Origin of the sequence: Nocardia sp. CA-135953 (assembly GCF_050955735.1) — a bacterium.
Classification (GTDB): domain Bacteria; phylum Actinomycetota; class Actinomycetes; order Mycobacteriales; family Mycobacteriaceae; genus Nocardia.
This window is the reverse complement of sequence record NZ_CP192082.1, coordinates 2,016,727-2,040,420: the sequence shown is the minus strand read 5'-3', so window position 1 is coordinate 2,040,420 and position 23,694 is coordinate 2,016,727. Positions and strand designations below refer to the sequence as shown.

General features: G+C 65.5%; 11 protein-coding genes and 1 pseudogene. 4 read left to right on the top strand and 8 right to left on the bottom strand.

Annotated features, from left to right (window positions below):
* Complete coding sequence (locus tag ACQPXH_RS09400; RefSeq protein WP_433601928.1) at positions 1–13,308, top strand: amino acid adenylation domain-containing protein; 13,308 nt, start codon at positions 1–3, stop codon at positions 13,306–13,308.
* Positions 13,309–13,328: 20 nt separating this feature from the next.
* On the opposite strand, the gene ACQPXH_RS09395 is transcribed toward ACQPXH_RS09400, so the two are convergent.
* Together ACQPXH_RS09395 and ACQPXH_RS09390 are read right to left on the bottom strand one after the other, a co-directional pair.
* Entirely contained in the window at positions 13,329–13,742 is a 414-nt protein-coding gene (locus ACQPXH_RS09395; protein ID WP_433601927.1) for a DUF7144 family membrane protein, read from the bottom strand.
* Between the two features lie 88 nt (positions 13,743–13,830).
* Positions 13,831–14,154: pseudogene (locus ACQPXH_RS09390) on the bottom strand (MMPL family transporter); the annotation flags it as partial.
* A 437-nt stretch (positions 14,155–14,591) separates the two neighbouring features.
* Here ACQPXH_RS09390 and nrdF point away from each other — a divergent pair.
* Positions 14,592–15,554: a class 1b ribonucleoside-diphosphate reductase subunit beta gene (nrdF, locus tag ACQPXH_RS09385; RefSeq protein ID WP_387289513.1), complete on the top strand. Its 963-nt coding sequence runs from the start codon at positions 14,592–14,594 to the stop codon at positions 15,552–15,554.
* A 67-nt stretch (positions 15,555–15,621) separates the two neighbouring features.
* On the opposite strand, the gene mgtE is transcribed toward nrdF, so the two are convergent.
* Together mgtE and ACQPXH_RS09375 are read right to left on the bottom strand one after the other, a co-directional pair.
* Positions 15,622–16,986 (bottom strand): magnesium transporter, encoded by a 1,365-nt coding sequence (mgtE, locus tag ACQPXH_RS09380; protein ID WP_433601926.1) that lies wholly within the window; start codon positions 16,984–16,986, stop codon positions 15,622–15,624.
* A gap of 336 nt (positions 16,987–17,322) precedes the next feature.
* Positions 17,323–17,832 carry a hypothetical protein gene (locus ACQPXH_RS09375; RefSeq protein ID WP_433601925.1) on the bottom strand — a complete coding sequence of 170 codons (510 nt, stop codon included), beginning with the start codon at positions 17,830–17,832 and terminating at the stop codon, positions 17,323–17,325.
* 197 nt (positions 17,833–18,029) lie between these two features.
* On the opposite strand from ACQPXH_RS09375, the gene ACQPXH_RS09370 reads away from it, so the two are divergent.
* Positions 18,030–19,022 (top strand): LLM class F420-dependent oxidoreductase, encoded by a 993-nt coding sequence (locus tag ACQPXH_RS09370; protein ID WP_433603386.1) that lies wholly within the window; start codon positions 18,030–18,032, stop codon positions 19,020–19,022.
* Positions 19,023–19,090: 68 nt separating this feature from the next.
* Here ACQPXH_RS09370 and nrdE read toward each other — a convergent pair whose 3' ends face one another.
* From nrdE to ACQPXH_RS09350, 4 genes are all read right to left on the bottom strand, one after another.
* Complete coding sequence (gene nrdE, locus ACQPXH_RS09365) at positions 19,091–21,196, bottom strand: class 1b ribonucleoside-diphosphate reductase subunit alpha (RefSeq protein ID WP_433601924.1); 2,106 nt, start codon at positions 21,194–21,196, stop codon at positions 19,091–19,093.
* Between the two features lie 38 nt (positions 21,197–21,234).
* Positions 21,235–21,696, bottom strand: coding sequence for a class Ib ribonucleoside-diphosphate reductase assembly flavoprotein NrdI (gene nrdI, locus ACQPXH_RS09360; protein WP_063046323.1), 462 nt, complete (start codon positions 21,694–21,696; stop codon positions 21,235–21,237).
* Between the two features lie 48 nt (positions 21,697–21,744).
* Positions 21,745–21,978, bottom strand: a complete 234-nt coding sequence (gene nrdH, locus ACQPXH_RS09355; RefSeq protein ID WP_433601923.1) for a glutaredoxin-like protein NrdH — start codon at positions 21,976–21,978, stop codon at positions 21,745–21,747.
* Positions 21,979–22,370: 392 nt separating this feature from the next.
* Positions 22,371–22,937, bottom strand: coding sequence for an NAD(P)H-dependent oxidoreductase (locus ACQPXH_RS09350; protein ID WP_433601922.1), 567 nt, complete (start codon positions 22,935–22,937; stop codon positions 22,371–22,373).
* A 129-nt stretch (positions 22,938–23,066) separates the two neighbouring features.
* Between ACQPXH_RS09350 and ACQPXH_RS09345 the strand changes: the two genes are divergently transcribed.
* Positions 23,067–23,693 (top strand): TetR/AcrR family transcriptional regulator, encoded by a 627-nt coding sequence (locus ACQPXH_RS09345; protein ID WP_433603385.1) that lies wholly within the window; start codon positions 23,067–23,069, stop codon positions 23,691–23,693.
* Position 23,694 lies beyond the last annotated feature (1 nt).

Sequence of the window (23,694 nt, the reverse complement as noted above, 5' to 3'; positions counted from 1 at the left end):
ATGCAACAGCCATCGTCCTCGAACGAAAAAGTAGGCACCGCACCGCCCGACAGCGCGTTCCCGCTGTCGGCAGCTCAGCGCGGCATCTGGTTCGCCCAGCACATCGCGGGCGATACGCCTATCTCGATCGCACAGTACGTCGAACTGATCGGCGAACTCGATCTCGACGCACTCACCGCGGCTGCCAAGCAAACCGGGCGCGAGTTCGGGACCGGATATGTCCGGCTGCTCGATGTCGAGGGTCAGCCGTACCAGCTCGTCGACACCACCATTGCCGACGAACTCACCGTCATCGACCTGCGCGATAAACCCGATCCCGAGGCAGCGGCACATGTCTGGATGCGCGCGGAGTACTCGGCGCCGCTGGATCTGATGCACGACCGACTGGTCGCGGTGGCCATGCTGCGACTGGCCGATGATCACTGGTTCTGGTACTCGCGCATGCACCACATCGTGCTGGACGGAATGGGTGCGCTCGCACTGGTACAGCGCACCGGCGAGATCTACAACGCAGCCATCGAGGGCAGCGAGGCACCGCCCGCCAAGGCCGAACCACTGCAGAAAATAGCCGAAGCCGATCTGGCCTACCGCGGCTCGGACCGATTCGACGCCGACCGCGAGTACTGGCGCGAGCATCTCGCCGGAATGGCCGACCCGGTCAATCTCGCGGGTCGCGAGGCCGATGTCGACGCGCCGCCGAGCCGGGTCTCGGGCGCACTGCCCGCCGCGACGGCCGAATTGCTCGATACCGTGGCGAAGGCGGCCGGCTCGAACGCCGCGCCGACCATCGTCGCCGCCTTCGGCGCCTATCTCGCCGCGATGACCGGTGCGCCCGAAGTGGTGCTGAGCCTGCCGGTTTCGGGGCGCACCACGGCGGCACTTCGCCGCTCCGGCGGCATGGTCGCCAATGTCGTTCCGATGCGCCTGATGTTGTCACCGACCACGACGGTCGGTGACGTGATCCGGGCAGCGCAAAGCGAGCTGACCGGGGCGCTGCGCAGACAGCGTTACCGGCAGGAGGACATCGTCCGTGATCTCGGCTGGTCGATGGACGAGGCTTCGTCGTTCGGTCCGGCCGTCAATTTGATGATGGTGGACACCAGGATTCAGCTCGGCTCGGTCACCGGACGACTGCACGTGCTGACATCCGGATTGATCGATGACGTGTTCTTCAACCTGTATCCGGGCGTCGGCGGCGAGAGCACCCACATCGATCTGCAGGGCAACGGAAACCTGTACAGCACCGATGAATTGGCGGCACACCATGCTCGCTTCTCGAGGTTCCTGCACGCGTTTCTGGCCGCCGGACCGGATGCGCCGCTGAGTACCGTCCAGGTCGTCTCCCCGCAGGAGCAGGATCGGCTGGTGCCCGCGCGCGGACCCGGGGCGGTCACACCGCGCACCCTTCCCGAAATCATCGCGGCCGGTGCCGCACTCGATCCGGCGGCGGTGGCGCTGCGCAGCGGTGACACCAGCATGACCTACCGTCAGGTCGACGAGTACACCAACCGCCTGGCCCGCGTGCTGATCGCGGCGGGCGCCGGACCCGAACGCACCGTCGCGATTTCGATTCCGCGTTCGGCCGAATCCGTCCTCGCCACGCTCGCGGTGGCGAAGTCCGGTGCGGCATTCGTCCCCATCGACCCGACCTACCCCGCCGACCGGATCGAGCATATGGTCGGCGACAGCGGGGTCGTCGCGGGCTTGACCGTGCACCCGGCGCGAAAGTCCTTGCCGGACCGCGTGAATTGGCTACTGCTCGACGACGCGACGGCCGAAACGGTGGCGGCGCAAGATTCGGCGGCGATCACCGATGCCGACCGCCGTGGACCGGTACGCCTGGATCAGATCGCCTACATCATCTATACCTCCGGATCGACGGGACTGCCCAAGGGTGTGCTGGTGTCGCATCGCGGCCTGGCGAATTTGGTCACCGGTTCCGGCGCCGGATTCGGTGTCGACGCCGATTCGGTAGTGGCCCACGCGGTTTCGCCGAGTTTCGATATTTCCGTCGAGGAGATCCTGGTCACCCTCGCGGCGGGTGCGACGCTCGCCGTCGTGCCGCCGTCGGCGTATGCGGGTGAGGAGATGGCCGAAGTTCTACGCGCGCACCGGGTCACCCATCTCAATGTCACTCCGACGGTGGTGGGCTCGCTGGACCCGGCGACGCTGCCGGATCTGCGGACGATCGTCGTCGGTGGTGACGCGTGTCCGCCGGAGTTGGTGACCACCTGGTCCGGTCGGACGCTGTTGAACGGCTACGGGCCCACCGAAACCACCGTCACCGTGACCTTGAGCGGGCCGTTGCGGCCCGGCGGGCCGGTGACCATCGGCAGCATCGCGCTCGGCGTCACCGCTGTCGTGCTCGACCCGTGGCTGCGGCCGGTGGCCCGCGGCGCGGTCGGTGAGCTGTATCTGGCCGGCGCGGGCGTCGCGCGCGGCTATCACCAGCGCAACGGGCTGACCGCCAGCCGTTTCGTCGCCAACCCGTACGCGCTGGGTGAGCGGATGTACCGCACCGGCGATCTCGTGCGGTGGACCGCAGACGACGAACTGGAGTACCAGGGCCGCAGCGACTTCCAGGTCAAGGTGCGCGGGTTCCGCATCGAACTCGGCGAGATCGATGCCGCGCTGCAACGGCAGCCCGATGTCGACTTCGCACTCACCATCGGCGCGAAGACTCCCACCGGAGTGACCGCACTGGTGGCGTATGTGCTCGGCAAGCCCGGCACCGAGATTCACCCGGAGGCACTGAAAGCCGCTGCCGGCGAAGCGCTGCCGGCCTATATGGTCCCCTCGGTCGTCATGGTGCTCGACAGCATTCCGCTGACACCGCTCGGCAAGGTGGACCGCAGGGCCCTGCCCGCACCGGATTTCAGTGTCCGAGCCGTCGCGAGCCGGGCACCGTCGACGCCGCGCGAAGCGGCGCTGGCCGACTTGTTCGCCGATGTCCTCGGACTCGACACGGTCGGTGTCGACGACAGCTTCTTCGCGCTCGGCGGTGACAGTATCGTCTCCATCCAGCTGGTATCGCGAGCGAAGGCCGCCGGGATCGGCTTCAGTGCACGAGATGTGTTCGAGCGCAAGACCGTTGCCGCGCTGGCCGCGATCGCGACCGATGTGCGCGCGCAGACGGTCGCCGAACTGCCCGGCGGCGGGGTCGGCTCCGTGGAGCTCACGCCGATCGTGCACGCCATGGTGGAGCAGGGACCGACCTGGAACCGCTTCGGTCAGGCCGTCTTGATCGGTCTCCCGGAGGCTTTCGGCCGTGACCAGCTCAGCGCCGCGGTCCAAGCGCTCATCGACCATCACGATGTGCTTCGCTCCACCCTGCGGCATACCGAGCAGGGCTGGGAATGGGTTGTCGCCGAGCGTGATTCGACAACCGCCGATGATTTGATCGAGGTAGTCGCGGTCGACGCGGACTCCGATGGCAGCTACGAACGCGAATTACAACAGGCGGCGGATCTGCTCGATCCCGAGGCGGGTGTCGTCGCGCGCTTCGTGCTGATCGAGCGGGCGGGGGCCGATCCACTGTGCTGGCTGGTGCTGCACCATCTGGTGACCGACGGCGTCTCCTGGCGAATCCTGCTGCCGGACCTGGCGATCGCGGCGGCGGGCGGCGCACTCGCCCCCGTCGGCACTTCGTTCCGGCGGTGGGCATACGGTCAAGCCGAACAGGCGCCCGATCGGGTGGCCGAACTGCCACTCTGGCAACAAATGCTGGCCACCCCGGATCCGGTCATCGGCTCGGCAGCACTGGATCCCGCGGTCGACGTCGTCGCCACCATGGGCCAGTGCCGGACCACCGTCGACCCGGATATCGCCAACACCGTACTGGCCACGCTTCCCGACCAATTCCATTGCGGCGCGGATGATCTCCTGCTCACCGGACTCGTCCTCGCGGTGAGCCGCTGGCGCGATCGCAATACCGCACTGCTCACCCTGGAAGGCCACGGCCGCTCCGAGACGCTGCTGCCCGGCGCCGATATCGCACGCACGGCAGGCTGGTTCACCAGCATCTACCCGGTGGCCATCGATGTGACCGGCATCGATCTCGACGACGCGTTCGCCGGTGGTACCGCGGCGGGCACCGCGATCAAGAAGGTCAAAGAACAGCTGCGTGCGGTGCCGGACAAGGGCATCGGCTACGGCATGCTGCGCTATCAGCATCCGGAGTCCGCCGCCGCCCTCGCGGACGCGCCGATCCCGCAGCTCAGCTTCAACTATCTCGGCCGTGCGCTCACCGGCGGGCACGCGGGAGCGTGGCTGCCACAGCGTTTCGCGGCGACGCACAACGAGTCGGCGCCGCTGGCCGCGGTCGTCGATATCAATGCCGTGCTCACCGATGTCGGCTTGGAGGTCACCTGGGCCTACGCCGCGCGGCTGCTCGACGAGGCGGATGTCGCTCAGCTCGCCGAGCTGTGGTCGCAAGCGCTGCGCGCGCTCGCGGCGCACGCAGGCTCGCCGGGCGCGGGCGGACGCACCCCGTCCGACTTCGAACTGGTCCCGGTGCGGCAACAGCAGATCGAGAGCTGGGAACGCACCTACCCGAATCTCGTCGACGTCTGGCCGCTTTCGCCGTTGCAGTACGGTCTGCTCTTTCATGCGCTCTACGACACCGATACCGCCGACGACTACACCGTCCAATCACTGCTCACCCTGGCGGGCACCGTCGACGCCGCCCGCTTGCGCAGTGCGGCACAGGCCTTGCTGGAGCGGCACGAGAACCTGCGCGTCGCCTTCGCCGAAACCGACGACGGTCCGCGCCAGCTCGTTCTCACCGGCGGCGAAATCCGCTGGCACGATATCGATCTCACCGATATTGCCGACGCCGACGAACTCGACCGCGAACTCGACCGCCTCATCGCCGTCGATGCCCGCACCCGATTCGAGCTCGACCGCCCACCGCTGATCCGCTTCACCCTGATCCGCACCGGGGCCGATACCTATCGGCTGGTCATGACCAATCACCATCTGGTGCTTGACGGCTGGTCGACGCCACTGCTGGTGCGCGAGCTGCTTACGCTCTACGTCACCAGGGGCGACACCTCCGCACTGCCGCCCGCGCGCTCGTACCGGGAGTTCCTGGCGTGGCTCGACGAGCAGGACAACGAGGCCGCGCTCGCCGCGTGGACGCAATCGCTGGCCGGCGTGGATTCGCCGACGCGCGCGGTCCCGTCGCTGGCCGGGATCGAATCGACCGAGGCCGGAATGATCACGCACGATCTGACCCGGGCCACGGTCGAGCGGCTGGAGACCACCGCACGTGAATCCGGCGCGACGGTGAACACGGTGGTGCAGGCCGCATGGGCAATGCTGCTCGCCATGTCGACCGGGCGCACGGATGTAGTGTTCGGCGGCACCGTATCCGGTAGGCCACCGGAGCTGCCCGGTGTCGAAGAGATGGTCGGACTGTTCATCAATACGCTCCCGGTACGGGTCCAGCTCGATCCCGCGGAGAAGGTCGCCGACCTGCTGACCCGCATCCAGGCCGAGCAGGCGCGCCTGTTGGACCACCAGCATGTGGGGCTGGCCGCCATCCACCGGGCCGTCGGCCTCGCCGAACTCTTCGACACGCTCACCGTATTCGAGTCGTATCCGATCGACCGGGAGGCGCTGTCGCAGGCGCTCGATATCGCGGGGATGCGGGTGCTCGATATCGCGGGCACCGACGCGACGCCCTACCCGTTGGGCCTCATGGTCATTCCGGTGCACGGCGAAGACGGGCACGACACACTGCGCATCAACCTGAAATTCATGGCCGACCAGCTCGATCGCGCGGCGGCACAACCACTGCTGGATCGCTTCGTCCGGCTACTGACCCAACTCGCCGACAACCCGAATGCCCTGGTCTCCCAACTGCAATACTGCGACGACGCCGAACTGGCCACCCTGGCGCCCATGCGTGGCGCGGAATCGGTTCCGCCGCAGACACTTCCGGACATCCTGTCGGCGGGCGCGCGCATTGATCCGGATGCCATCGCGATCACCGCGGGTGATCTCACCATGAGCTATGGCGAACTCGACGCCTGGTCCAACCGCTTCGCCCGGGTGCTGCTCGGCCGCGGTGTCGGTCGGGAGATCTTCGTCATCCTCGCACTCACCCGATCACTGGAATCCGTGGTGGCCGTCTGGGCGCTCGCCAAATCCGGCGCGGCCTTCCTGCCGCTGGATCCGAGCTATCCGGTGGAGCGGATCGAGCATATGCTCACCGATTCGAAGGCCCCGATCGGCGTGACCGTCACGGCGATCGGTGAGACGCTGCCCGGCACCATCGACTGGCTGCTGCTGGACGACCTGAACACGATTCGACGGGTCATGCTCGTCTCCGACGCACCCATTACCGACGAAGAGCGCGGCGGCCCCATCAATATCGACCAGACCGCCTACCTGATCTACACCTCGGGCTCCACCGGTAAGCCCAAGGCGGTCCTGGTCAGCCATCGCGGCATCGCGAATGTGGCCACCGCACAGCGCGAGGAACTCGAACTCGATCCCTCTCTCAGTTCGCTACAGGTGGCGTCGCCGAGTTTCGACGCATCGGTCCTCGAGCTGCTGGTAGCACATTCGACCGGTGGCCGCCTGGTGGTATCACCACCGGATGTCTACGGCGGCAACGATCTCGAACAGCTGCTACGTGCCGAGCGGATCACCCACGCCGTGATCACGCCGTCGGCGCTGGCCACGATGGAACCGACCGACCTTGCCGACCTGCGGGTGCTCGGGGTCGGGGGCGAGGCCGTCTCACCCGAACTCGTGGACCGCTGGGCGGTCGGGCGGCGGATGGTGAATCTGTACGGCCCCACCGAATTCAGCATCTGCGCGACCAGCGCCGCCGAACTGCTACCGGGGAAACCGATCACCATCGGCGGGCCGATCCGCGGCGCGTCGAATCTGGTGCTCGATACCTGGCTGCGCCCGGTACCGGTGGGCATCGCCGGTGAGCTGTACCTGGCCGGTCCGGCGCTGGCACGCGGCTACTTCAATCGGTTCGAGATGACCGCGGCGCGCTTCATCGCGAATCCGTACGGCGCGGCCGGGGAAAGGATGTATCGGACCGGCGATATGGTCCGATGGGTCACCGGTGCCGATAACGCGCTCGAGCTCGAGTATCTGGGCCGCAGCGACTTCCAGGTCAAGATCCGTGGTCTGCGGATCGAACTCGGCGAAATCGATGCCGTGCTGGCACGCGACGAACAGGTCGAATACGCGGTGACCATCGGCCTCACCGGTCCGGCGGGCGCGACCGTGCTGGTCTCGTATGTCCTGCCGACCACGGGCACCGAACTCGATCCCGAGCGCCTGCGGGAGCAGGTGGCGGCCGAACTGCCCAGCTATATGGTGCCCGGATACCTGGTCGTGCTCGACGACATTCCGCTGACCCCGGTCGGCAAGCTGGATCGCAAAGCCCTTCCGGTGCCGGACTTCTCGGCGGAAAAGCGGCCGTATCTCGCGCCGCGGACACGGGTCGAACGAGCGGTCGCCGAGGTATTCGGCGAGGTGCTCGGCAGCGAGCAGGTGAGCGCCGACGAGTCGTTCTTCGAACTCGGCGGGAATTCACTCAGCGCGACCAAGGTTGTCGCCCGGATCAATTCGTCCCTCGGCTCCACCATCGCGCTGCGCGATCTGTTCGACGCGCCGACCGTTGCCCAACTGTCCGCGCGGGTCATCCCGGCCACCGACGGCAAGCCGGGCCGGTTCACGCTCGCACCACGGATCCGTCCGGACCGAATTCCGTTGTCCCCGGCCCAGCAGCGCATGTGGGTCCTCAATCGAATGGACCCGGCCTCGCCCGCATACAACATCGCGGTCGCCTTGCGGCTCACCGGAAACCTCGATGTGGCGGCGATGCAACATGCGCTCGCCGATGTGGTCGAGCGGCACGAGAGCCTGCGCACCATCTACCCCGCCGATGCGGAGGGACCCCGTCAGGTGGTGATCGGTACGGCGGCCGCCGCGCCGGAGTTGACCGTGATCGACACCGGAGATACCGGGGCCCTGCGCCATCGGATCAATGCCTTGGCGGGCACCGGATTCGATATCACCAAGGAGCCGCCGCTGCGGGTCGGCATCTTCCGGATCGGCGACGGTACCGGTGCGAACGGCAAGGGATCGGTGCCCGTGTCCTCCGGCGCCGGCGCGGGCGTTCCGCCGGTGTCGTCGCACGCTTCGATGGATGTTCCGCCGGTGTCGTCGGGTCCCCTCGTGGCCGAAGCGCCAGTTGTGGTCGAGCCGCCCTCGGTGCATGTCGTCGTGCTCGTGGTCCATCACATCAGCGCCGACGGCGCCTCCATGGCACCTTTGGCGGCCGATCTGGTGGCTGCGTACTCGGAGCGGACCAGCGGTGCCGACACGACCCGCGTGCCGCTCGGCGTGCAGTACGCCGATTTCGCGCTATGGCATCGGGAGTTGCTCGGTGACGAGTCGGATCCGGAATCGCTTGCGGCACGGCAGATCCGGTACTGGTCCGATATCCTCGGCGGTGCGCCGGATGTGTTGGAGCTGCCCGCCGATCGCCCGCGCCCGGCGGTACAGTCGATGCGCAGCGCCGACGTCGATTTCACGCTGAACGCGCAATTGCACAGCGCCATCATCGAATTCGCGGCCGCGAACAATGTCAGCGTATTCATGGTCGTGCACGCCGCGCTCGCGGTGCTGCTGGCCCGGCTCGGCGGTACCGACGATGTCGTGATCGGCACGCCCGTCGCAGGCCGTGGTGAGGAGGCACTCGACGAACTCGTCGGCATGTTCGTCAATACGCTGGCCCTGCGCACGCCGGTCGATCCGGCAACCGGCTTCCGGCAGTTCCTCGCGACCGTGCGGGCCGCGGATCTGGATGCCTTCGGCAATACCGATGTCCCGTTCGAACGGCTCGTCCAGGTGCTCAATCCGACCAGATCGACCGCACACCATCCGATATTCCAGGTGTCGCTGTCACTGCAGAACTTCGTCGAACCGGTCCTGGAACTGCCCGGATTGCGGTTCGAGGTGGAGGATTTCGATCGCGGCGCCTCGCAATTCGACCTGACGCTCGATCTGCGTGAACGTTTCACCGCAGACGGCCCTGACGGCGTCGAGGGTGTATTGACCTACGCGACAGACCTTTTCGACGAAGCCACGGTGGCGATTTTCGTCGATCGATGGCGTCGCGTGCTCGCCGCGATCGTCTCGGACATCGATATCCGCCTGGCCGATATCGATATCCTCGCCGAATCCGAACGCATCGAACTGGTTCCGGTGCGCGGCACCGAGACCGCGGGGACCACGACCCTCACCGACGCGCTCGCCGCATCCGCCGCATCCTATTCGGACCGCCCGGCTTTGGTCGCCGACGGACGCACGACGACCTACCGTGAACTCGACGCGCAGTCGAACCGGTTGGCTCGTGTCCTGCTCGAAACGGGCGTCGGCACGGAAACCGTGGTGGCTCTTGGCCTGCCCCGCTCCGCCGAACTCCTGATCGGCATGTGGGCGGCCGCGAAGGCCGGTGCCGCCTTCCTTCCGGTCGATCCGAAACATCCGGTGGATCGCATCGATCACATGCTCACCGATTCCGGTGCGCGGGTGGGCCTCACCCTCGCCGCCTATCGGCCACTGCTGCCCGACAGCACCGAATGGCTGGTGCTCGACGATGCCGAGTTCAGCGGCCGCCGACAGGCGGCAAGTGACGTAGCGTTGTCGTCGCAATCGATCCGTCCGGACAACCCCGCCTGGATGATCTACACCTCCGGTTCGACCGGAACACCCAAGGGCGTCACTGTCTCCCATCGCGGTATCGCCGACCTCATTGCGGCACAACGGGAATCGCTCGGCGTCGACGAGCACTCGCGGGTATTGCAGGTCGCCTCACCGAGTTTCGACGCATCGGTCTTCGAGGCGCTGATGGCATTCGGCTCCGGCGGCGCGTCGGTGGTTGCGCCGCCGGAGGTGTTCGGCGGTAGTGCGCTCGCCGAATTGATTGCCGCCGAGCAGGTCACGCATATGGTGATCACGCCGTCGGCACTGGCCACCATTGATCCCGCAGAGGTGTCGAGTGTGCGGGTGCTCGCGGTGGCGGGCGAGGCGGTCGGCGCCGAATTGGTCGAACGCTGGTGCGAAGGCCGGAGCATGGTGAATCTGTACGGTCCGACCGAATTCACCATCTGGGCAACAGGTTCCGCGCCCCTCGCCGCGGGTACGCCGGTCACCATCGGTGCGCCGATTCGCGGTGCTGCCGTACTGGTCCTGGATGATCGGCTGCGTCCGGTGCCCGTCGGTGTCGCGGGCGAGTTGTACCTCGCGGGCTCCGCGCTGGCCCGCTGCTATCACGCCCGGCCGAGCCTGACCGCCGCGCGCTTCATCGCGAATCCCTTCGGCGGTCCCGGCGAACTCATGTACCGCACCGGCGACCTGGTGCGCTGGATTCGGGCGGCCGGGTTGGAGCTGGAATACATCGGCCGCACCGACTTCCAGGTCAAGGTGCGCGGTCAGCGCATCGAGCTGGGTGAGATCGACGCGGTTCTCGGGCGCGCGGACGGGGTCGACTTCGCGGTCACCCTCGGCGTTCCCGGTCCCACCGGATCCACGGCGCTCGCCGCGTATCTCGTGCGCAAGCCCGGTATCGAACTCGATATCGCCCGCGTGCGCGCGTTCGCCGCCGATACCTTGCCCGCGTATATGGTGCCCGCCGCATTCGTGGTCCTGGATGCCATCCCGCTCAACGCCGTGGGCAAGCTCGATCGAAAAGCATTGCCGGAACCGGAGTTCGTCGTCGAGGAGACCGAGTACCGCGCTCCGACGACTCCCACGGAGGAAATCCTGGCGCGGATCTACGCTGAGCTGCTCGACCGCAACAAGGTCGGCGTCGACGATTCGTTCTTCGCGCTCGGTGGCGACAGCATCATGGCGATCAAACTGGTTTCCCGCGCGAAAATGCACGGCATCCAGTGCACGCCGCTGCAGGTCTTCGAACATCGCACGGTCGCCGCATTGGCCGCTGTGGTGGCCGGGCCGGTCGTGACGCTCGACGAACTGCCCGGCGGCGGAATCGGCGAGCTGCCACTCACTCCGAGCGTGCACGAGCTGGTCGAGCGTGGCGGCGAGATCGACCGCTGCGCGCAGTCCGCGGCGTTGGAACTTCCGGTCGGCGTCGAGCGTGCGCAACTCGTCGCGACACTCGCCGCGGTGGTCGATCGCCACGACATACTGCGCTCGCGGCTCTGGCGAGCCGAGGACGGCTGGCAGTGGCGGGTCGACGAACCGGGCTCGGTCGATGCGGACACGCTGGTGCACCGCATCGAATACGATGCCGGAGCCGACGCGCTCGATCTGCGCGAATATGCCGCCACCGAGCTGGATTCCGCGGCAGATCGGCTCTCCCTGGCGAATGGCATTGTGCTGCAAACTGTCTGGCTCGATCCGGTCGGCGATGCCGGAGCAAGGACGCGATCGGGCCGCCTGATCGTGCTGGCGCACCGACTCGCCGTCGACAGTGCGTCGTGGCGAATTCTGGTGGCGGACTTGATCGCCGCGTGGGCGCAGGTTTCGGTCGGGAACACACCTGTGCTCGCCGACGTCGGTACGTCGATGCGTCGGTGGTCGCATGCCCTCGTCGAGGAGGCGCGGACCGAACGGCGCGGCGCCGAACTCGAGTACTGGCAGGACGTGATCGCCAGTCCCGATCCGCTGATCGGCTCCCGTGAGCTCGATCCGGCGATCGATCAGGCGCACACACTGCGCACGGTCGGATTCGAGGTATCCGAGGAGGTCACCACCGCACTGCTCGCCACACTGCCGGAACTGTTCCAGGGCGCGGTCACCGATGCTCTGCTCACCACGCTGACATTGGCGCTGGTGCGGTGGCGGGATGCGGACGAGCCGACGGCCCTGCTGCGCTTGACGAGCGACAGCAGGCGGGATGCGATCCCGGGTGCGAATCTGAATCGGACACTCGGCTGGTTCACCAGTATCTACCCGGCGCGGCTGGATCTGTCCGCGATCGATATCGATGATGCCTGCGCGGGCGGTGCGACGATGGGCGCGGCGATCCGCGCGATCAAACACCAGCTGCTAGCGGTGCCGGACAAGGGCATCGGATACGGGATGCTGCGCTACCTCGATCCCAGTGCAGCAGAACAACTTCCGACTCGACTGCCGGGCCGGATCAGCTTCGAATACCTCGGTCGGCACTCGGATGTCGATATTCCCGCCGGACTCGAAGGGCTCGGCTGGTCCGCCACCGACGAATTCGGTGACCTGCGCGCCGATGAGCATCCCGAACTGCCGGTCGCGTCCGCGATCGAGATCAGCGCGGTCGTCATCGACGATCGGTTACACGCGGATCTCCGCTTCCCGGAACCACTCGTGGACCGCTCCGAGATCGCCGAGTTGTCCCGCCTGTGGTACGAGATTCTCAGTGCGGCAGCCCATTTCGCGCATACCCCGGCGGCGCAGCGCGCGGCCGACGAGGAAGCCGTGACGATAGCCGCACAGGTCGCGGCACGCGAAACCGCCGCCGCGCCGGGCGGACTCGGTCTCGAGGTGCTGCTGCCGATTCGGCTCGGCGGCACCGAGCCCGCATTGTTCTGCATTCACTCGTCGTCCGGAATGTCCTGGAGTTACTTGGGATTCGCGGAACGGCTGCGGCCGGGCCGCCCGATCTACGGGCTACAGGCCCCGGAACTCAGCGGCCGCGAACCGGCGGCGCGCTCCATCGAGGAGTCCGCCGACCGGTACATCCGCGAAATCCGCGCCGTCCAGCCGAACGGGCCGTACCACCTGCTCGGCTGGTCCTTCGGTGGCCTCATCGCACACGCCATGGCGGCGAAACTGCATGCGGCGGGCGAAACCGTCGGTGTCGTGGCACTTCTGGACAGCGACCATGCCGATATCGACAGCGATTCCATCGAACAGCTTTCCGCGGGCGCATTCGTCAATACCTTCGGCGCGATCTTCGGCATCGAAGACGTTCCCGCCGAGGCCAGTGCCCAGGAGGCCGCCGAACTCATCGAGGCCCGACTCGGTATGGAACTCATCGACGCCGAGATCATCGAGCGAATGGCGGCTTCCTACAACGCGGCCGCGCGCACCCGCACCGGCTACCACCGCCCGGTCTACCGGGGCGACCTGCTCTATTTCAGCGCCACCGTGGACAGCTCCGATATGGTCGGGCCGGACGGCTGGCGGCCCTACGCCTCCGGCCGGGTCGTCAACCACGATATCGACCTCACCCACAACGACCTGACCTCGCCGCACGCACTCTCGATCATCGCGCCGGTACTCGATGAGCACCTCGCGGCGGCGCCGACGCCGGAACCGGGCACATGACCACCACTTGCTCCCAGGACCTATCGCGCGACTCCGTTTTCAGCGCCGATCTGCCGCGCCAGCGCCCAGATGATGAGTACGTCGAGCGCGATCATCACCAACGACCAGAACGGATACATCGGCGCGAACAGGAAGTTGTCCAGCAGGCTGATCGAGGCCATCACGATACCCGCCAGATAACCCCAGGTCTGTCCGGTGACAATGCCGATGCCCGCGATAATGATCAACACCGCGATCACCAGGTGAACCCAGCCCCAGGCCGAGACATTCACCTGGAAGACCTGATCCTCGGTCAAGACGAACAAGTCACGCTTGGCGATGGCCGCTATGGCGGCGAGCAGATGCAGTATGCCGGTGATCAGAATCAATATGCCCGCGAAGATCGTCATGTCATTGAGCGCGGGTCCGGTTTTGGTCGGGCCGGGACTGGTCATAACACACCCTCCTTGGCGAAACGCGTGGTAAACCGACGGCCACAACGTAACCCTCGCCGCAGCCGAAATACGGCAATGCGGCGGCGGGTCACCTACTGAGACTGGTCTCCGGCTCGCGTTCGGCGGCCACCCTGGGCCGAGCCAATGCGCTCGGCCACCAGATCCAGTCGCCGATATCCAGCGTCAGGGCGGTGACCAGGATCGAACGCACGATCAAGGTATCGAGCAGCACGCCGACGGCGATGACGATGCCCATTTCGGCGAAGGTCACCACCGGCATGGTCGCGAATACCGCGAATGTGCCTGCCAGGACCAATCCGGCCGAAGTGATCACGCCACCCGTTGCGGCCAAGCCGATGAGCGCGCCCGCCTTCGTGCGATGCTCGAGCGCCTCCTCGTGCACCCGCGACATGTGCCCCCGGTGAGCTTTCCGGCGAAGGTGCCCAGTGCCAGCAGGGCGATGATCCAGACGCCGAGCACCACCCATTTGCTCCGACGGCCACTCGGCACACGCGCGAGTCGGCCGAGCAGATCGGACATATCCGGATCGGTCGGTGCGGACATCGGGCCCCTCGGTTGCCGCCACACGGTCGAACCATGCTACTGCCGGGCTCCCCATCCGCGAGTGAAAATGTGACGCTGTGCCCATCCGGCGCGATGCACGGATTTCGCACCGCGTGCCGCACAATGGGTGCCGCGGGCAGTGGGCACCGGCGCATCTGCGCCATCGCGAAAGACACTGCTGTGACACAAGGTGTTGTGCTGCACGGACTTGTCACCCCCAAGGAGTAGTGTCCAGGGCGTAGCAATTCCGTGAGGCAGCGTGCTCGGGAAGGGTGTGGAGGCAGGATGAAACTGATCGATCGGGTGTCGGCCATCAACTGGAATCGGGTGCCCGACGAGAAAGATGCCGAGGTCTGGGATCGCCTGACCGGCAACTTCTGGCTGCCCGAGAAGGTGCCGGTGTCCAACGACATCCCGTCGTGGAACACCCTCACCGCCGACGAGAAGCAACTGACCATGCGGGTCTTCACCGGCCTGACGCTGCTGGACACGATCCAGGGCACGGTCGGCGCGGTGAGCCTGATTCCGGACGCCGCGACGCCGCACGAGGAGGCGGTGCTCACCAATATCGCGTTCATGGAGTCGGTGCACGCCAAGAGCTACAGCTCGATCTTCTCCACGCTGTGCTCCACCCGCGAGATCGATGACGCGTTCCGCTGGTCGGAGGAGAACCGAAACCTGCAACGCAAGGCCGAGATCGTGCTGGAGTACTACCGCGGCGATGATCCGCTCAAGCGCAAGGTGGCCTCCACCCTGCTGGAGAGTTTCCTGTTCTACTCCGGCTTCTACCTGCCGATGTACTGGTCCTCGCGGGCCAAACTCACCAACACCGCCGACCTTATCCGCCTGATCATCCGCGACGAAGCGGTGCACGGCTACTACATCGGTTACAAGTACCAGAAGGGTCTCGAACTGCTCGGCCAGGCCGAACGCGACGACCTCAAGAACTACACCTTCGAGCTGCTTTTCGAGCTCTACGACAACGAGGTCGAATACACCCAGGATCTCTACGACGAGGTCGGCCTGACCGAGGACGTCAAGAAGTTCCTGCGCTACAACGCCAACAAGGCACTGATGAACCTCGGCTACGAAGGCCTGTTCCCCAAGGACGAAACCGACGTCAATCCGGCCATCCTCTCGGCCCTGTCCCCCAACGCCGACGAGAACCACGACTTCTTCTCCGGCTCCGGCTCCAGCTACGTCATCGGCAAGGCCGTCAATACCGAAGACGAAGACTGGGAGTTCTGAAACCCCCACGCCCACAATGAAATCCGGCTCGGTCCGCAGGGACCGAGCCGGATTTCCGGTCTTCGCCTCAGATGCCGAGGACCAGTTTGGCGGTGGTGAAGTAGATGATCAGGCCGGTGGCGTCGACGAGGGTGGTGACCATCGGGGCCGAGACGACCGCCGGATCGATGTGGAATCGCTTCGCGAGCAATGGCATGGTGCCACCGATGGTCGCGGCCCAGCCGCAGATGATGACCAGGGTGATGCCGACGACCAGTGCCGTGCCCGGATCGACGAACAGCGCGCCGATGGCGAAGCCCGCGGTGGCCAGCATGGTGCCGAGCACCAGGCCGACGCGGCATTCGCGCCAGATCACCTTGAACAGGTCGGAGCCGCGCACCTCACCGACGGCGACCGCACGCACACATGCGGTCGCCGCCTGCGCACCCGCATTCCCGCCCGCGCCGATGAGCAGCGGGATGAACAGCGCCAGGTGCGCCGCCTGCTGCAGGGTGCCCTCGAAGAAGTCGGTGACGCTGACCGTCAGAGTGGCCGCGAACAGCAACAGCAGCAACCACAGTGCGCGATAGCGGGCCAGCTGGAACACCTTGGCCGCCATGTAGTGGCCCTCCCACGGTGCCGAACCCGCCTGCTTGGCGACGTCCTCGCTGTCGGCGGCCTCGATAACTTCCACGGCGTCATCGATGGTGAGCAGTCCGACCAGCCGGTCCTCACTGTCGACGACCGGCAGGTTGATGACATTGGTTTCGCGCATCAGCCGCGCCGCCTTCTCGGCGGAGTCGGTCGCGCGCACGAAAGTCGGCTCGGTGACGACCAGATCCGACACCATGGTCTCGGGACGGCTCAGCACCAGCTCACGCAATTCGACAATCCCGGTGAGCCGGCGACCGGAGTCGACGACGGGCAGCGTGTACACCGTTTCGGCATTGATGCCCTTGATCCGTACCGTCTGCAGAGCGTCGGGCACGCTCAGATTGCGCGGCAGCGCAACGACTTCCGGCGTCATGTACAGCCCGACCGAACCTTCCGGATAGCCGAGCAGTGCGGCGGTCATCCGGCGTTCGCGGGCGCTCAGTCCGGCCAGCACCTTCTTGGCGACCTTCGCCGGCGCCTCGCGCAGCATCCTGGCGCGGTCGTCGGGATCCATTGCCTCGACCAGATCGCGGAAGCTCTGATCGCGCAGACCCTCCAGAATCTGTTGCTGGTCAACGGGTTCGAGCTCCTCGAAGACGGCGAGCGCCAGATCCTTGTCGAGGAGACGGAAGGCGACGCCCGCCTTGACGGCGTCCATGCGTGCGAGTTCGTCCGCTATGACATGCGGCTGCTGATTGTCGAGCCAGTCGAGTGCGGCGTCGACACGATGGGTGTCCACGATGTCCTGCAGGGATGCGGACAGCGTCGGACGTGCTTCGATGAGATCGGTCTGCGACATGGGAGGTCCTCAGCACACGGCGAGATAAGCGAGTGAATCGAAAGAACGAAGTCACACCGCGGGCACCAACCCCGGGACCGACTACTACAGGACGGTTTTACGAAGGGGCGGCGCCGCGCGGCCTTCGACTGGGAGGTTCGCTGCGCATCGCAACCCCACCTCCTCAATGCCACCACAGGGCCGTCACCACTGCGGATTTCTCGAATGCGACGCCCGGATCGGGCCGACCGCACAGCTTCCGGTTGAAGGATACATGCGGTGACGCCGGTGTTCACAATCGAATCGCGTAAAGATCGACGATATCTCGCTCCAATATGACCGGACCCACATCCGGTGTCAGGATGACAAGGTGGCGCCGACGGCGATCTCGACATCGGGCCAGGTCGGCGTGTGCTCCACCCACTCCGGTACCGGCCCGTCCTGTACACCGAACAGATACAGATTCGGTACCAGATCGCGCAGGGCCTGATGCACCTCCACGCGGTCGTCGATCATGTGCGTGATCCCCAATTCCGCGCAGTGCTTCGCCTTATCCGCCCTTGCCCGGCAGAACCGCACGTTGTCCTTCGGCACGCCCGTCCGGTCGTAGAACTCGTGGTGGTCGAGCCACTGCAGGGTGCGCTCCTGAACCCGGGGCCCGCATTTCGAGATGACCCATGCCTGGCCGTCGAACCGACGCACCAGCCGCGCCAATACCTGGAACGCGTCGGCACTCGGCGGGGATGCCAGCGCCTGCTCGATTCCCCCGGACAGAAAAACGGTGTCCGCAGCACCCGCCGCGAAGGCCGCCCCGTGGATGACCCGACCGAAGTCGACGCCGAGTCGCTGTTTTCTTTCTTTGTTCATCGACCTTCAGCATGACCTGGACCGCACCCGCGCCGCCAGCGAATTTCCGGCCAGTAGGAGATTCGACGCAGGCCGAGCCGAACTCTGCACCAATCATCGGAGGCCCGCGAGGATCGTTGCGGCGGTACTTACCCACCCCGCCGGCGCGGGCGGCTGCCGTCCTCTAGGTTCGGTGAAAACACATGAAGGAGAGATCTGTGCGCTTCGGCATCTTCATTCCACAGGGATGGCGGCTGGATTTGGTCGATATCGACCCGGCAGCGCAGTGGGGGGTGATGCGCGATCTCGCCCAGCGGGCGGATGCCGGAGATACCTGGGAATCGCTATGGGTGTACGACCACTTCCACACGGTGCCGGTGCCGACCGAGGAGGCGACACACGAGGCGTGGACGCTGATGGCGGCGTTCGCGGCCACCACATCGCGTATTCGGCTGGGGCAGATGTGTACCGCGATCAGCTACCGCAATCCGGCATATCTGGCCAAGGTCGCCGCGACCACGGATCTGATCTCCGGCGGCCGGGTCGAGATGGGTATCGGCGGCGGCTGGTACGAACACGAGTGGCGCGCTTACGGTTACGGGTTTCCGTCGGCGGGTGAGCGGCTCGGGCGGCTCGACGAGGGCGTTCAGATCTTCCGCCAAGCCTGGACCGAGGGCAAGGCCACACTGGACGGCAAATACTACCGGGTCGACGGTGCGATCGTGCGGCCACTTCCATTGCAGGAGGGCGGTATTCCGATCTGGGTCGCGGGCGGTGGTGAGAAGAAGACGCTGCGAATCGCGGCAAAGTACGCCCGGTACACCAACTTCAGTGGCGCACCGGAGGAATTCACCCACAAGTCCGAGATCCTGCGTGCGCACTGCGCCGAGGTGGGCACCGATTTCGATGCCATTGTGCGCTCCTCGAACTTCAACGCCGTCATCGGATCCACCGAAGCCGAAGTAGAGCAACGCCTTTCGGCCCTGCAGACCCGCCTGGCCACGGTGATCGGCGACGACCAGGCCAAATCCTTCGTCGACGGCATGCTCCGCACCTCCCCCGCCGTCGGCACCCCGGAACAGATCACCGAGCGCCTGTCCGCCGTCCGCGAACTCGGCCTCGGCTACGCCATCTTCAACTTCCCCGAAGCCGCCTACGACACCAGCGGCATCGACCTGTTCGAACGCGAAACAGCACCGGCCCTGCGGTAACCGCTCGTTTCGATGTCGCTCAACGCCGGTCGGCCGTGCAACGCCCGACCGGCCCTTTCGGACATCGACTACAGCATGCAGGAAACGCAGCCCTCGACTTCGGTTCCCTCCAAAGCCATTTGGCGCAGGCGGATGTAGTAGAGGGTTTTGATGCCCTTGCGCCAGGCGTAGATCTGGGCGCGGTTGAGGTCGCGGGTGGTGGCGGTGTCCTTGAAGAAGAGGGTCAGCGACAGGCCCTGGTCCACGTGCTGGGTGGCGGCGGCGTAGGTGTCGATGATCTTCTCGTAGCCGATTTCGTAGGCGTCGTCGTAGTACTCGAGGTTGTCGTTGTCGAGGTAGGGCGCCGGGTAGTAGACGCGGCCGATCTTGCCTTCCTTGCGGATCTCGATCTTCGACGCCACCGGGTGGATCGAGCTGGTGGAGTGGTTGATGTAGGAGATCGAACCGGTCGGCGGGACGGCCTGCAGGTTCTGGTTGTAGATGCCGTGCTCCATGACCGAGGTCTTCAGCTCACGCCAATCGTCCTGGGTCGGAATGTGCACGCCCGCATCGGCGAACAGCTGCGCGACCCGTTCGGTCTTCGGCTCCCACACCTGATCGGTGTACTTGTCGAAGTACTCACCGGAGGCGTACTTGGACTCGGGGAAGCCGCCGAAATAGGCGCCGCGCTCCTTCGCGATCAGGTTCGAGGCCCGGATCGCGTGGTACACGACGGTATAGAAGTAGATATTGGTGAAGTCGATACCCTCTTCGGACCCGTAGTGCACCCGCTCGCGGGCCAGATACCCGTGCAGGTTCATCTGGCCGAGGCCGATCGCGTGGGATTCGTTGTTGCCCTGCTCGATCGAGGGCACCGAATAGATATGCGTCTGATCCGACACCGCGGTCAGCGCCCGGATCGCCACCTCGATGGTGCGCGCGAAGTCGGGTGAATCCATCGTCTTGGCGATGTTCAACGAGCCGAGATTGCACGAAATGTCCTTGCCCACCTCGGCATAGGAAAGATCGTCGTTGAACAGCGACGGCGTCGACACCTGCAGGATCTCCGAGCACAGATTCGAGTGCGTGATCTTGCCCGCGATCGGATTGGCCCGGTTCACCGTGTCCTCGAACATGATGTACGGGTAGCCGGATTCGAACTGCAGCTCGGCAATGGTCTGGAAGAACTCGCGCGCCTTGATCTTCGACTTGCGGATGCGCTTGTCGTCGACCATCTCGTAGTACTTCTCGGTGACATTGATATCGGCGAACGGCACCCCGTAGATGCGCTCCACGTCGTACGGCGAGAAGAGGTACATATCCTCGTTCTTCTTCGCCAGTTCGAAGGTGATGTCCGGGATCACCACCCCCAGGGACAGTGTCTTGATGCGGATCTTCTCGTCCGCGTTCTCCCGCTTGGTGTCCAGGAACCGGTAGATGTCCGGGTGGTGCGCGTGCAGATACACCGCGCCCGCACCCTGCCGCGCACCGAGCTGGTTGGCGTAGGAGAACGAATCCTCGAGCAGCTTCATGATCGGGATGACACCCGAGCTCTGGTTCTCGATCTTCTTGATCGGCGCACCGTGCTCACGAATATTGGTGAGCAGCAGGGCAACTCCGCCACCGCGCTTGGACAGCTGCAGCGCCGAGTTGATGGAGCGCCCGATCGACTCCATGTTGTCCTCGATGCGCAGCAGGAAGCAGGACACCGGTTCGCCGCGCTGCTTCTTACCCGAGTTGAGGAAGGTCGGGGTGGCGGGCTGAAAGCGCCCGTCGATGATCTCGTCGACCAGCTTGCTCGCGAGCACCTCGTCACCGCCCGCCAGCGTCAGCGCCACCATGCAAACCCGGTCCTCGAACCGCTCCAGGTAGCGCTTGCCGTCGAAGGTCTTGAGCGTGTAGGAGGTGTAGTACTTGAACGCGCCGAGGAAGGTCGGGAACCGGAACTTCTTGGCGTAGGCCTGTTGGAACAGCGTCTTGATGAACCCGCGGCTGTACTGCTCGAGAACCTCTGCCTCGTAATAGTTCTCGTCGACCAGGTAGTCCAGCTTCTCGTCCAGATTGTGGAAGAAGACGGTGTTCTGGTTGACGTGCTGCAGGAAGTACTGGTGCGCGGCCTCACGGTCCTTGTCGAACTGGATCTTGCCGTCGGCGCCGTACAGGTTCAGCATCGCGTTGAGGGCGTGGTAGTCCATGACCTCGCCCGCCTCGGCGGTACGGACCGGTGGCTGCTCTAAGCGAGCCGTTTTGCCGGTCGGTGCTGTCGTTGTTGTTGCCAAAACAATCCCAATCCCTCTCGGACGCGCTCGACGTCCTCAGCGGTTCCCATGAGTTCGAAGCGATACAGGTAGGGCACCCCGCACTTACGCGAGATCACCTCGCCCGCATAGCAATAGGTATCGCCGAAGTTCGTGTTGCCGGCCGCGACGACGCCGCGCAGCAGCGCACGGTTGTGCGGATCGTTGAGGAACTTGGCGACCTGCCGCGGCACGAAATCCTTATCGGATCGATTTCCCCCCAGTACGTGCCGACCGCCCCCGTAGGTGGGGACGATCAGCACGTATGGTTCGTCTACGCGCAGCGAGTCAGCGGTGTGCAGTGGTATGCGAGTCGCCGGGAGTCCCAGCTTCTCGACGAAGCGGTGCGTATTCTCCGAGGCGCTGGAGAAGTAGACCAGCGCTGTCGCTGTGGACATGGCTACCTCGTCCCCCTTCCATCGGATACACCGGAAAGCAGAATTCGATCAGGCCGCCACGGTCGCGAGCGACTTGATGCGGTCGGGCCGGAAGCCGGACCAGTGGTCCGCACCGGCGACGACGACCGGAGCCTGCAGGTAGCCCAGCGCCATGACGTAGTCACGCGCCTCGTCGTTCTCGGAGATGTCGACGACTTCGTAGTCCACCCCGGCCTTGTCGAGCGCCTTGTAGGTGGCATTGCACTGGACGCAAGCGGGCTTGGTGTACACGGTGATGGTCAATGATGTCCCTCTCTCCTATGCCTGATCCACAGCCTGTGATCCGTATGCAGTGCTTTGATCCGACGTACGCTGCGCAAACTCCTGGATCGGTAGCTGAAACCGCTGCTCAGCCGCTCGCGACCGAATCTGATCTCATCCCTCTTCCAGTACCGAAGACACTACACCTAGTGGCCGACAGAGTCACAAAACACGATATGTTGCGAGTCACAAAGATGAAATTCCCACGCGGTAAGTACCTGGCCGCTCGATTCGCAACCCGACACAACAGTGGCGCAGATCACAATTTCGTACCGTAGCGCTCTTCCAGCAAACTTCTTTCGGCGAACGAAAAGAGGTCGCCCCCGCACTCCACGAATGGAGCCGGGGGCGACCCTGACGGCATGACTCGACGCTCAGGCGGACACCAGTTCACCGGTCGCCTGAACCAGTTCGTGCACGGTCGCGCCGAGCTGCGTCAGCGTCTCGGCATCCTCGCGCGGATGCGACGCGGCGAACCGCTCGCCGAATCCGGCGAAGTGCAGGTGAGCGGTCTCGACTACCCGGGCGCCCGCCACACCGAGCGCCTTGACCACATCGCCGTGCGCCCACTTGGCCGCATTCTGACTGATCGAACCGCTGACCACCGCGACCGGCCGATCCACGAGCGCGCCGGCACCATACGGGCGCGAAGCCCAGTCGATGGCGTTCTTCAGTACGGCGGGGATGCTGCCGTTGTATTCGGGCGTCACCAGGAGCAGACCGTCGGATGCGGCGACCGCGTCACGCAGCGCCTGCGCCGCGGCGGGTACGGAGCCGGGCACGTCGAGATCCTCGTTGTAGAACGGGATGTCGGCGAGACCGTCGTAGATGGTGAGCTCCACACCCGCCGGCGCGGTCTGCGCCGCGGCCTCGGCGAGCCTGCGATTGATCGAGGCGGCGCGAAGGCTGCCGACAAGAGTGAGAATCCGGGTCGCGCTCATGTTTTCTCCTGGTGTACTGAATGTGGTGTCCGTTCTTTTGCCAACACTAACCGGACCACGGTCCGAATCCATTCCCGGGAGAACCGCGAGAGGCCTGTGAGCTACAGCACATCCATGCCGGACGGAATGATGCCCGAGCGACCGCTGCTCGGCATCGGTGCGCCCCTGCCCGGAAATCACGAACGCGCCGATGCCGCGCGCAACCGCCAGCTACTCCTGGACGCGGCACAGGAGATCGTGCGCGAACAAGGTGTGGACAGCCTGACGATGGACGCGCTCGCCAAGCGGGCAGGCGTCGGCAAGGGCACCGTCTTCCGACGGTTCGGCAGCAGGTCGGGGCTGCTGCGCGCGCTCTTGGACCACGCCGAGCGAAAGTTCCAGGAAGAGTTCATGTTCGGACCGCCGCCGATGGGGCCCGGCGCACCGGCGGTGGAGCGACTGGTCGCCTTCGGCCGGGCCCGGCTACTCGATATCGCGGTCGCGGGCGAACTGCATCGCGCCGCGGAAATCGGTGAGGCGGGCGACCGCTTCACCGGCCCGCCCTACGGACTGCTGCGCGCGCACGTGACGATGCTGCTGCGGCAGGCGCGGGTCGACGGCGATGTCGTACTGGTCGCCGATGGTCTGCTCGGCCTGCTCGGCGCCGCACTGGTGATGCATCAGATGCATGTCCTCGGTTACGACCGATGCCAGATCGGCGACAACTGGGAGGCGTTCGTTCGGCGGGTGGTCGTCTCGGCGCGGCCAGTAGAGTGAT

Excerpts from the sequence above, each read along its gene's own strand:
- nrdI (WP_063046323.1), bottom strand. The coding sequence starts at position 21,696 with ATGTCCACAGCGACAGCGCTGGTCTACTTCTCCAGCGCCTCGGAGAAT.
- mgtE (WP_433601926.1), bottom strand. The coding sequence starts at position 16,986 with ATGTCGCAGACCGATCTCATCGAAGCACGTCCGACGCTGTCCGCATCC.
- ACQPXH_RS09375 (WP_433601925.1), bottom strand. The coding sequence starts at position 17,832 with ATGAACAAAGAAAGAAAACAGCGACTCGGCGTCGACTTCGGTCGGGTC.
- ACQPXH_RS09400 (WP_433601928.1), top strand. The coding sequence starts at position 1 with ATGCAACAGCCATCGTCCTCGAACGAAAAAGTAGGCACCGCACCGCCC.
- nrdE (WP_433601924.1), bottom strand. The coding sequence starts at position 21,196 with ATGGACTACCACGCCCTCAACGCGATGCTGAACCTGTACGGCGCCGAC.
- ACQPXH_RS09395 (WP_433601927.1), bottom strand. The coding sequence starts at position 13,742 with ATGACCAGTCCCGGCCCGACCAAAACCGGACCCGCGCTCAATGACATG.
- ACQPXH_RS09345 (WP_433603385.1), top strand. The coding sequence starts at position 23,067 with ATGCCCGAGCGACCGCTGCTCGGCATCGGTGCGCCCCTGCCCGGAAAT.
- nrdF (WP_387289513.1), top strand. The coding sequence starts at position 14,592 with ATGAAACTGATCGATCGGGTGTCGGCCATCAACTGGAATCGGGTGCCC.
- ACQPXH_RS09350 (WP_433601922.1), bottom strand. The coding sequence starts at position 22,937 with ATGAGCGCGACCCGGATTCTCACTCTTGTCGGCAGCCTTCGCGCCGCC.